Origin of the sequence: Virgibacillus halotolerans (genome assembly GCF_016908515.1) — a bacterium.
GTDB classification, from domain to species: Bacteria; Bacillota; Bacilli; order Bacillales; family Amphibacillaceae; genus Virgibacillus_M; species Virgibacillus_M halotolerans.
In genome coordinates this window covers 64,266-74,763 of sequence record NZ_JAFBEA010000015.1, presented here as the reverse complement: position 1 = coordinate 74,763, position 10,498 = coordinate 64,266, and the positions used below count along the sequence as shown (strand labels likewise).

The following is a 10,498-nucleotide window of genomic DNA, read 5'->3' as shown; positions in this document are numbered from 1 at the left end:
TATTTATCTCAGTGCTTTGTAATTTTGATTATATAATATGCCACCTGATCGGTTAACATTGTAAAACTAATTTACACAGGATTTGGGACTTGACTCGGGAAAGGAAGAAAGTCGAGCGACGCTGGTACTAAAACGAGCGAGAAAATATAAACATGGCCCTACCACGATAATTCACTTCCTATAAGGCTTCATTCATGTTAAAATGTCGCTGCTTCTATTACAATATATATAGCAGACAGTAAATGAGGGATAAGTCGATGAAACAAATATATAGCGATTTGATACAATTTCGTGGGAATCATTATGACTTTGGTTATATGCAGGGGAAGCTGTTAAAGGATTCCAATACGATTGAAAATCGCAAGAAGCAATGGAAAATCAGACGGCCGCGCTTTACCATTGGCGAGGAAGTAGTGAAAAAAGTTATGAAGCAGTTTGCTCCAGCGATTTGGGATGAGTTACTTGGTTTTCAGGATGCTTTGGAATGGAAAATAGAGGATGTCCTGCAGGAATTTGGTGGTTATCGTCTCGAATATATGCGCAGTGGTTGTTCGATTTTTACTGGAACAGATTATATGATACGTAACTATGACTATCATCCGAAAACATATGAGGGACGTTATACAATTTTTCAGCCGACAGATCAGGGCTATGCCGTTATCGGTCCATCGCAGCGGATCACTGGAAGAATGGATGGCATGAATGAAAAAGGATTGGCAATGGGATACAATTTCATGCATCGTAAAAAGCCGGGGGACGGTTTTATTTGTAATATGATTGGACGAATCGTTTTAGAAACGTGTGCAAATGTTGGAGAAGCTATATCCCTTTTAAAAGAAATTCCACATCGACATTCTTTTAGCTATGTGGTGCTGGATGAGACGGGAGAAACTTTTGTCGTTGAGGCCACGCCAAGAGGGGTTGAAGTGCGTAGGTCCAATGTATGCACCAATCATTTTGAACTGTTGAAGCATGAAAATCGTTATCACTTAGATGACTCTTATAAAAGAATGGACGCCATAGAAGCACAAAGAGATCAGATAAATAATGCCTATCAAGCTTTTCGGATGCTGAATGATACGGATAAAGGTGTTTTTTCTAAGCAATATAAGAGTTGGGCAGGTACGATCCACACTTCGGGATATTTACCGAAGCAGAAAAAAGCCTGGTTTGCCTTGGGCGGAGATCGTGAACCGCTTATATTTGATTTTCATAAATGGCTCCAGGGTGAAAATATAACAACAAAACAAATATTAGGCGAAGTAGATACAGATTTGCCTTTTGTTCATATGGAAAGTAATGTAAGATAAATTGGTGTTTTGACAATAAAGGAGTTAAACAAGTGCAAGATTATTTAAAAAATAAACGTGTTGTAATTGTTGTTGCAATTTTTTGTTCCATATTATGGGGAAGTGCATTCCCGGTATTAAAAGTTAGTTATACAGAAATGCAAATGGCGGCAGATGATACGATTGCTAAAATTGTTTTAGCCGGGTATCGATTTTTGTTAGCAGGTGCTATTCTGTTGGTTGGTTTATTTTTTACCAATCGTAAAGCGCTTCGGTTAACACGAAGACAAACGTTCTTCATTGTGATTTTTGGTTTTATCCAAACAGCTGTCCAATATTTCTTCTTTTATAATGGACTTGCGAATACATCGGGTATTCAAGGTGCGATCTTAGCTGCAAGCGGCACATTTTTTACCGTAATTTTAGCGCATTTCTTCTATCGCAATGACCGGATCAATCGTGCAAAGGTGTTTGGCTTAGTAGCTGGTTTTGCAGGTATTATTATTGCCAATTGGGGGCAGGAATTTTCATTTAGTTTTCATTTTACCGGTGAAGGATTTATGATTTTAGCTGCACTTACTGGGGCGATTGGAACCATTATGGCAAAAGAAATGGCACTAGGTATTCATCCATTTGCATTAACAGGTTGGCAATTGACGATTGGATCTATCATGATGTTGGCTTTTGGCATGCCACAAATAACACAAGATGCGATTGTATTCACTCCACTTGGTTGGGGCTTATTGTTATATTCGGCATTGCTTTCTGCAGTAGCATTTGCGCTCTGGTATTCTATTTTAAAATATAACAAAGCAGGGGAAATCAGTATTTATAAGTTTATCACCCCCGTATCAGGCGTTATACTATCTGCAATGTTCATTCCGGGAGAGGCGTTGGATATGTTCATTTATTTCGCCATTGGCCTGGTTGCACTGGGGATTATTGCGATTAACTATCAACCAGCAAATAAAAATGCGAAGAAAAAAGTACAAACCTGATCATTTTATGTTTAAATTTAGGCACTTTGCGGAAAAGTAAATAGGACTATCTTTTTGGCAGATATCGAAGTATAAACGTTTCTACTGCATCAGTACAACGAAACAAATTTGTCTAAAGGCTTGGCGAATGCCTAGTTTTCTAAACCATAGCAAGCTATAATGAATTCATAAGTATTTATCGCAGTTTGGCAGGCAGTAAAACCCCCAGCTTAAAAAAAAGGGACATCAAGCATTTGAGATGGGGATAACTGTTCGCACAAGCAACATTCAGTGGAAAAAAAGAAGACTCCCACTGAATGAAGTTTCACTTTATGGGAGGTAATGCAATGAAACTTTTTCAAGTAAGGAAGGGCCAATTTGTTTTTTATCAGAATGAGCTGCATAAAGTATATTCAGTCAAACCAATGTTCAAAAACTCAGTGCATATGTATCGTTTAAAGGATATGGAACAAGTGTTAACCAAGGCAAGTTTAATTGATTTGTATCGACCACAGCACGGGGATACGTTTATCTTCTACGGAAAAAGATATACCATTGATAAAGATACGCGACCGGAACCTGGCGATTATATATTAATTATTAAGCCTGCACCGGATTTCCTTGATCACTATTCCCTGAATGAAATTGAGAAAGTAGATAATGTTGATGGAGGAAATGTCGTAACAACTAGAGATAATGGTGTGAAGCATAATGAGTATGTGGTAATGGTTCCAGGAAGAAAAGAAGGCAGTCAGGAAGTCGCTTACTTCGATAAAAATTTGGTGCCAGAAGCACAGCGAATTGAAGATGAATCCATTACGTATTTAGCGGAATCGGATAATGAGCTCAAACCTGTCGTCGGCGACATCTATAATGATGTAAAAAGCGACGTGAAAGCAATGATCGTTGGAATGTCAAAAACAGAAGTTATTTTTGGTCATGGTGTGCGTGTTCATGTGGCTGAGTTATTAAATGAAGATCACTTTCAGCTTGTCTATCGATATGAGGAAGATATATAATAAGAAATTCCCAACCATTGTGGTTGGGAATTTTTAAATTAGCTATAAAAACAATTCTTATTGAAAATAGCTTTTACTTATGATCCAACATGGCACTTGCCTTATATCCAAGCACATTAATCGGGTCTTTGGAGTTTCCATAGGGAGGCGCATAGCCAAGCTCTAAATCAGGTAGGTCCGTAACCGTTAGTTTTGCTTTGATCGCGGTTGCGAGTACTGCAAGCCGTTTGTCTGCACCGTCATAACCGACAGCTTGTGCTCCGTAGATCGTTCCATCCTGGCCGTTAAATAAAATTTTCAGCCAAAGTTTCTCTGCTCCAGGGTAATAATTTGCATGGGAATGGGCTTGTAGCATTGTTTCCATATATGGGAGCTCCATGTCCGTTAGAGAACGGCTTGTATGACCAGCTGCCCCGACAGTTAAATCAAATACTTTTAAAATAGCTGTTCCCAATGTACCCCTATAAGCGATGTTTTCCCCATTTAAATGGCTGGAAATGATGAATGCCTGGCGGTGTGCAGGCCATGCCAATGCCACATGTCTGGGCGAATATGTTGCAAAGTCGTTTGTTTCCACTGCATCACCTAATGCGTAAATATCGGGGTCAGTCGTTTGCATATAGCGATTTGTCGTAATCGCGCCTGTTTTTCCAATAGCGAGTGCAGCTTCCGATGCTAACGCTACATTTGGCTTGATTCCTAAAGCTAAAATTGTCATGTCTGCATCTATATGTGCTCCACTACTTAAGACAAGTGTTTTTCCCTCGTTGTTAAAATGGTCTAAACCTTCCTCTAAAATAAGGTCAACGCGCTTCTCCGTAAGATGGTCTTGAATAACGGAAGCCATATCTTCATCTACAATTTTCATCACATGTTTGGACCGATCAATGATCGTACATTTGATACCAAGTGCATGTAAGTTTTCAACAACTTCCATTCCAATAAAGCCAGCCCCGACAATGGCTGCTGTCTTCGGTTGTTTTTCCTTGATAAAAGCATTCATCTTATCCATACCAGGGATCGTATGTAATGTAAATGTACACTGTTTATCTATTCCGGCAAAATCAGGAGCGACCGCATCTGCACCGGGAGATAAAATGAGTTTATCGTACGTTTCCTCATGAATGCCAGATACATTTTGATACTGAATATGCTTCTTTTCTCGGTTGATCGCTGTAACTTCCGAATTCACTCGAATCTCTACGCCATATTTCTCCTCAAATTCCCCGGTTGGAAACAATAGGTCATCCCTGTTTTTAACGATTTCTCCAATATAATAGGGCAGTCCGCAATTAGAAAATGCGATATAATCGCCTCGATCAAAGATAATAATGTCTGAAAGTTTATCTTGTCGACGAATTTGCGCGGCAACGGTTGCGCCACCGGCAACACCACCAACGATGATGATTTTTTGTTTCAATACAATCGCTCCTTATTAAACTATTGGTCTAAATGATATTTAAAGATCTTAAGAAAACGATGATAATAGTAATTGGCGCGATCCAGCGCATAATTAGAAACCAGATTTGATAAGTTGTTTCCGATAAATGATTACCATAGGAAAATTCTTGCTTGATCAGTTTTTTATCCATTTTGAATCCAATAAACAACGCGATAAACAAACACCCGGCAGGAAGCATGATATTACTGACAAGGAAATCAGATGCGTCAAAAGCAGTTAATCCGAATATCTTAAAATCAGATAAATTGCTGGATGATAATGCGGCGGGAATACCAGCAATAAAGACGGCCAAACCAGCAATCATCGCGACTTTTTTACGAGAACGCTGCTTTTTCTCGGTAAATGCTGATGTAATAATCTCCAGCATACTAAAGGACGATGTTAGGACAGCGAACAGAAATAACAATAAAAATAAAGTTAGAAAGAATGCTCCAAATGGCATCTGCGCAAATGCTTCGGGTAAAACAATAAAAAGTAAACCCGGTCCCTGAGCCGGTTCAAGTCCGAAAGCAAATACGACTGGAAAAATGGCTAGCCCAGCGAGCAGGGAAACAAAAATATTCATGATAGAAACAGACCCTGCCGACATTGGGAGACTGACATCTTTACCCAAGTAAGAGCTGTAAGTGACCATCACGGAAATACCAACAGCCAATGAGAAGAAGGACTGCCCAAGGGCATCGAGCACATTGGAAGCCGTTAGTTTTGAAAAGTCTGGCTGTAGAAAGAAACGAATCCCTTCCATTGCACCTTCAAAGGTTACTGCACGAATCACTAGGATAATAAAAAATACAAACAATAATGGCATTAATATTTTACTGGATTTTTCGATCCCGTCTTTAATCCCAAATGAAATAACAATGACATTCAACAGTATAAAAAGTGCAAGTCCTAAAATAGTAATTGCCGGACTGCCAGTAATGGTTGCAAATAGTTCTTGATAATTGGCATTATCTTTGATGACCATACCGGGAATGGATAACGCACTGTAAATAAGCACCCAGCCTCCGACAACACTGTAAAAGCTCATCAGGATAAAGGCACCGACAACGCCCCAATGTCCAATAAATGACCAGCCGCTTTTCGGCGCGAGTGTTTGGTAAGCGCTAACAGCTTCCTTCTGTGCACCTCTCCCAATCACAAACTCAGCGATTAGTATAGGGAGGCCAATGATTACTGTAAAAGCGATAAACAGTAAGAAAAATGCGCCTCCACCATTCATCCCTGTCATATAAGGGAATTTCCAAATTGCGCCAAGGCCGATAGCTGCCCCGGCTGATGATAAAATGAAGCCGAGTTTCGTCGACCATTGATCTTTTTTTGCTTCCATGATTTGCCTCCAAATGTGTTCTTGTATATTATGATTTTGTTTACAAGTATAGCATTAATGAGATGTATTTTTGAAATTAAATGGGATAATAAGGGGCGAAAAAAGTTTATGCCTTTTGTTTAAGCAGGAGTGCATATACAATTAAAAAAATCCTTTATTATTTAGGCTGTTTTTCTAACAGATCGGGACTGCATCAAAGGTTCGTTTCACCGAAAAGATTTGTTGTTTTTAACACGAAATTTATAGGCAGAGACATATGTGCTGGGGTGTTTTTCGCTGCGGACCGTTGCTTTCCGCGGGCACGGCTTCAGTCTCCTCGAGAAAACCACTCTGTGGGGTCTTCAGACACGTGCTGTTCCCGCTGGAGTCAACGGTCCTCCGCTTCAAACAATCATTACAATAGTGAATTAGTGGTCTTGGTATTTATCTATTTATTATCGAATCGACACGACAAAAAGGCAATAAACTGTGGATTTGATTGATTATTTGGATGGGAGGACGAGGGGAATAATGAAGCCATACTTCAATCCGCATGGGTCGCCTTCAGCGTGTGAATTGAAGTATGGCTTTCAAGTTGTTGATTAATTACCTGGTGGGCGATTACGTTTATACTTATTATTGTTTTTCATATCGTTTATTTCTTCCTTGCTTTTGTTCTTTGTTTTCGTCTTGTCTTTAGCCATCTCATAACCTCCTTTTCTTTTAGTTTGGCTCATATCAGAGAAAAGATGTGGAGAGGCAAATTGAATTTTAGACTGTATTACTTTTCAGTATAAATTACATGGTTGGATGATCCATACCCTTATTCAAACAGTTTCGTAAATGTGCGTTTTTTAATTTCATATGTTTTAGCGGTGGAGGCCTGTTGTTTTAATGCTTTAAATTCCTGTTTTAACTGCTTTATTTCTTCCGTTTGTTTTTCCTGCTGTTCCTGCATTGATTGTACAGTTTCTTTCTGTGCCGCTACATTGGATACAGTAGCTCCGATTGTTTGCATCACTGTCAAAATATTATCACGATAGTCCTTCTGATCGAATGCCATTTTTACATCCTCTATCGTATCTTCCACTCGAATAGGAAAGCTTCTTTTTCCTAACATTTCCATAATCTTGTTCTTTTCGTAATTTTGATATTTACATTTTTTAATAAATCGAAGGATGTCAATCGCCTCTGGGAGATAATACATACCATCATGTTGTTTTGTTTTCGGTATATAAATCGTAAACTCTTCAATCCAATTTTCAGCAGTAGTTTGTGAAATGCCAACAGTTTGGCACAATCGATTAAAGCTTAACAATTCCATTATTGATCACCGTCTTTCTCTTTTTTTGCAGTTAGCAGCCAAGTTTCGAACGATATCTTTTTATGATAGTTGCATTCATTTTCCAATATTCAATTGTAACCTTAGCATAAAAAAAGAAGATGGGATGAAGATGTGATAAGTGTGGAAAAAATATGTAAGAGAGAGGGGGAGGTGTGTCATTATACGAATGGAAAGTTTTATACCTTCCTATCTGCTAATAAGAAGCATGCCAAAATTTGGATTGAAATTTTGGCACGCTTGTTTAAATCTTCGTCCGTAAATCCCATAGTTCAGGAAAGAAATAATGATCCAATACTTTTTTCAAATAACCAACGCCGGAAGATCCGCCGGTACCCATTTTGTGGCCAATGATTCGTTCGACCGTTTTCATATGCCGAAAGCGCCATTGTTGGAAGGAATCTTCTACATCGACGAGCTTTTCTGCAAGCTGATAGAGGTCCCAATACTGGTCAACATCTTTATAAATGGCTAGCCAAGCTTGTTCAACGCTCTTGTCCTTCTCATACGTTTCCGAGAAGTCGCGATTCAGCACTGCTTCATTAATCGAAAAGCCTGCATCTGCTACTGCTTGGATCGCTACATCATAAAGCCCTGGAGCATGATAGGCCTTTTCTAAAATAGCATGTAGCTGCGGATCCTTTTTGTAAATCTCCAGGATGAAAGGTGTTTTATATCCTAGGACAAACTCAACCAATCGGTACTGATACGATTGAAAGCCGGATGCATTCCCCAATTGATCACGAAATTCCATGTATTCAGCAGGTGTTAGCGTGGAAAGCACATCCCATGCTTGAATAATCTGCACCTGGATTCTGGAGACACGGGCAAGCATTTTAAAAGAGGCTTGCAGTTTGCCTTGCTGGATGGCCTGTATAGCACCTTGGGTTTCATGAATGATTAGTTTTAACCACAGTTCACTGACTTGATGAATAATGATAAATAACATCTCGTCATGATGATCGGATAACCTTGTTTGACTGGAAAGCAATGTATCAAGCTGCAAGTAATCTCCATAGGTCATCTTTTCCATAAAATCGGTGTGGATCCCTTTTTCGGATGAAAACGTGTCATTTGTGTTTTTATCTGTCATTTTTACTTTCCTTCCTTAATCGGTCGTAGTACAGCACGTACTGGGCTACCATCTGCCCCATGGATAGCGAGTGGTAGTGCAATTAATTCATACGTACCTACTTCCACATGGTCCAGCATGAGATTTTCCAAGATATTGATTCCACTGCTGTATAATGCATGATGGGTGGCAAGATCTTTACTGTCAGCAGCATCTACAGACGGCATGTCCACACCCAATAATTGCACACCTTTTCCCTGTAAAAAGCGAGCAATATCAGGGTCAAGTTCTGGTATCTGTTCAGGAAACCGTTTCGGGTTATTCGGCAAAGAAGTGCGCAATAATAAACGGCTTACATTTTCCAATGCGAATTCCTGTAGTATTTCCGCTGTTATGCTATCTGTATGGCTCACATCAATAACCATTGCTTCTCCGATATAGCGATCTAGATCAAGTTGATCGATGGTTTTGCCTTCTGAATCATAGTGGAAGGGAGCATCAACATGTGTTCCTGTATGCAAGCTAGCCGTCATTTGTCCGATGTTAGCGGAGCCGGATTGTTCCTTTGTATAGGTTAAGGAATAAGTATATGGCGTGTCCCCAGGAAAACAAGCCATGTCGTTCGTTAAGGGTTGAGAAATATCTATCCATTGCTTCATGCGATCACACCTCGTTTGTTCTCATATTTTTTATAGCGTTCTTCCTTCATAATTGTTTTTAAAATCTGTACAGCCTGCCAAACTTCTTCGAATGTATTGTACAGTGCGACAGGTGCAAGACGGATGCCGTTAGGCCTGCGAAAGTCAGGAATAACCCCGTCCGCTTTTAATGCTTTGCAAATCCTCGCTGCTTCGGGATGCTCAAGAAATACATGTCCACCACGAGTGATTTCATCTTGTGGATTCGCAATCTTAAATTGATATTCGGCTAATTGATCTTCGACTAACTTCATCATGTAAGTCGTTAAATGCAATGATTTTTCCCGAATTTGCTGGATGCCAACTTCTGCAAATATTTCCAATGAGCCGAGTAATGGTGCGGCACTTAATACGTGTGGTGTGCCGATTTGATAGGCGCCTGCGTTAGGTGCTGATGAAAATGTGTGATCCATATCAAATTGCTTATCTTTAGCTGAGCCGAACCAGCCGGCAAGTCCTGGTGCTTCACCAAAGTGCTTTTCGTTCACATACAATCCGCCAACACTGCCAGGGCCGCCATTCAAATGTTTATAAGAACACCAAAAAGCAAAATCAACGCCCCAATCTGTTAAATGATGGGGAATCGCCCCGATGGAATGACATAAATCAAAGCCAATCAAGATTCCGCGTTTATGGGCTGCTTTTGTTAAGGCTTGCATATCTAAAATTTGTCCACTGCGATAAAGTACAGCAGGTAGCACAATTAAGGCAATGTCGTTGGTCATCGCGTTAATCATAGCTTGAGTTTGCAGTGTATTCCCATCTTTGCTTTTGACCTGAACGAGGTGTTCTTCTGGATCTAAGCCTTTCAATCGCAACTGGCTTTTCAATGCATAAATATCGGATGGGAAATTGAGCTCATCCGCCAAAATCTTTGTCCGCTTTCTTTCCGGTTTGAAAAAGCTTGCGACCAATTGATGCAGGTTTGCGGTTGTAGATCCTGTTGTTATTATTTCTTCCGGTTTAGCGCCAACTAGTGGTGCGGTCATTTTTCCCAGTTTCTCTGATAAATAGAACCAGGGATGTGTTCCTTCTGTCCAACCATCTATTGCATAATCCCTCCAAGATGCCATTAGTTTATCTACTGCTTGTTCTGATCGTTTGGATAGGAGTCCTAAAGAATTTCCATCAAAATAAATTTTATTTTCGGAGATATAAAATTCATTACGATAGTTTTTTAAACCATCTTGTTGATCCAAATATTGTGCATAGGATTGTTCGGCATTCATAAATATAGGCACCTCTTTTCATATATTATCTTTATTCTAACAAAAAAATTCATTTTCTAATAGAACGCTTACTTTTCTTTTTCAATATTTACTGTAAGATT

General features: G+C 39.6%; 9 protein-coding genes. 3 read left to right on the top strand and 6 right to left on the bottom strand.

Going from position 1 to position 10,498, the window contains the following annotated elements:
- The first annotated feature begins 257 nt into the window (after positions 1-257).
- The 3 genes from JOC34_RS21440 to JOC34_RS21430 all read left to right on the top strand — a co-directional run bounded on the left by JOC34_RS21440 (position 258) and on the right by JOC34_RS21430 (position 3,285).
- Complete coding sequence (locus tag JOC34_RS21440; RefSeq protein WP_205138845.1) at positions 258-1,310, top strand: C45 family autoproteolytic acyltransferase/hydrolase; 1,053 nt, start codon at positions 258-260, stop codon at positions 1,308-1,310.
- Between the two features lie 32 nt (positions 1,311-1,342).
- Entirely contained in the window at positions 1,343-2,287 is a 945-nt protein-coding gene (locus JOC34_RS22145; protein WP_205138844.1) for an EamA family transporter, read from the top strand.
- A gap of 326 nt (positions 2,288-2,613) precedes the next feature.
- The gene (locus tag JOC34_RS21430) at positions 2,614-3,285 is read left to right on the top strand and encodes a hypothetical protein (RefSeq protein WP_205138843.1); all 672 of its coding nucleotides are present in this window, start codon (positions 2,614-2,616) and stop codon (positions 3,283-3,285) included.
- A 73-nt stretch (positions 3,286-3,358) separates the two neighbouring features.
- Here JOC34_RS21430 and JOC34_RS21425 read toward each other — a convergent pair whose 3' ends face one another.
- The 6 genes from JOC34_RS21425 to kynU form a co-directional block, all read right to left on the bottom strand.
- Positions 3,359-4,705: a CoA-disulfide reductase gene (locus tag JOC34_RS21425; RefSeq protein WP_205138842.1), complete on the bottom strand. Its 1,347-nt coding sequence runs from the start codon at positions 4,703-4,705 to the stop codon at positions 3,359-3,361.
- A gap of 28 nt (positions 4,706-4,733) precedes the next feature.
- On the bottom strand, positions 4,734-6,077 hold the full coding sequence (locus JOC34_RS21420; RefSeq protein WP_205138841.1) for a sodium-dependent transporter: 1,344 nt from the start codon (positions 6,075-6,077) through the stop codon (positions 4,734-4,736).
- Positions 6,078-6,879: 802 nt separating this feature from the next.
- Positions 6,880-7,380, bottom strand: a complete 501-nt coding sequence (locus tag JOC34_RS21415; protein ID WP_205138840.1) for a MerR family transcriptional regulator — start codon at positions 7,378-7,380, stop codon at positions 6,880-6,882.
- A gap of 262 nt (positions 7,381-7,642) precedes the next feature.
- The gene (gene kynA / locus JOC34_RS21410) at positions 7,643-8,491 is read right to left on the bottom strand and encodes a tryptophan 2,3-dioxygenase (RefSeq protein WP_205138839.1); all 849 of its coding nucleotides are present in this window, start codon (positions 8,489-8,491) and stop codon (positions 7,643-7,645) included.
- A 2-nt stretch (positions 8,492-8,493) separates the two neighbouring features.
- Positions 8,494-9,129 carry an arylformamidase gene (gene kynB / locus JOC34_RS21405; protein ID WP_205138838.1) on the bottom strand — a complete coding sequence of 212 codons (636 nt, stop codon included), beginning with the start codon at positions 9,127-9,129 and terminating at the stop codon, positions 8,494-8,496.
- A complete protein-coding gene (gene kynU, locus JOC34_RS21400; protein ID WP_205138837.1) occupies positions 9,126-10,397 on the bottom strand; it encodes a kynureninase in 1,272 nt (423 codons plus the stop codon). Before kynU ends, kynB begins: the two co-directional genes overlap by 4 nt.
- Between the last annotated feature and the right edge of the window lie 101 nt (positions 10,398-10,498).

Excerpts from the sequence above, each read along its gene's own strand:
- JOC34_RS21440 (WP_205138845.1), top strand. The coding sequence starts at position 258 with ATGAAACAAATATATAGCGATTTGATACAATTTCGTGGGAATCATTAT.
- JOC34_RS21430 (WP_205138843.1), top strand. The coding sequence starts at position 2,614 with ATGAAACTTTTTCAAGTAAGGAAGGGCCAATTTGTTTTTTATCAGAAT.
- JOC34_RS21420 (WP_205138841.1), bottom strand. The coding sequence starts at position 6,077 with ATGGAAGCAAAAAAAGATCAATGGTCGACGAAACTCGGCTTCATTTTA.
- JOC34_RS21415 (WP_205138840.1), bottom strand. The coding sequence starts at position 7,380 with ATGGAATTGTTAAGCTTTAATCGATTGTGCCAAACTGTTGGCATTTCA.
- kynA (WP_205138839.1), bottom strand. The coding sequence starts at position 8,491 with ATGACAGATAAAAACACAAATGACACGTTTTCATCCGAAAAAGGGATC.
- kynB (WP_205138838.1), bottom strand. The coding sequence starts at position 9,129 with ATGAAGCAATGGATAGATATTTCTCAACCCTTAACGAACGACATGGCT.
- kynU (WP_205138837.1), bottom strand. The coding sequence starts at position 10,397 with ATGAATGCCGAACAATCCTATGCACAATATTTGGATCAACAAGATGGT.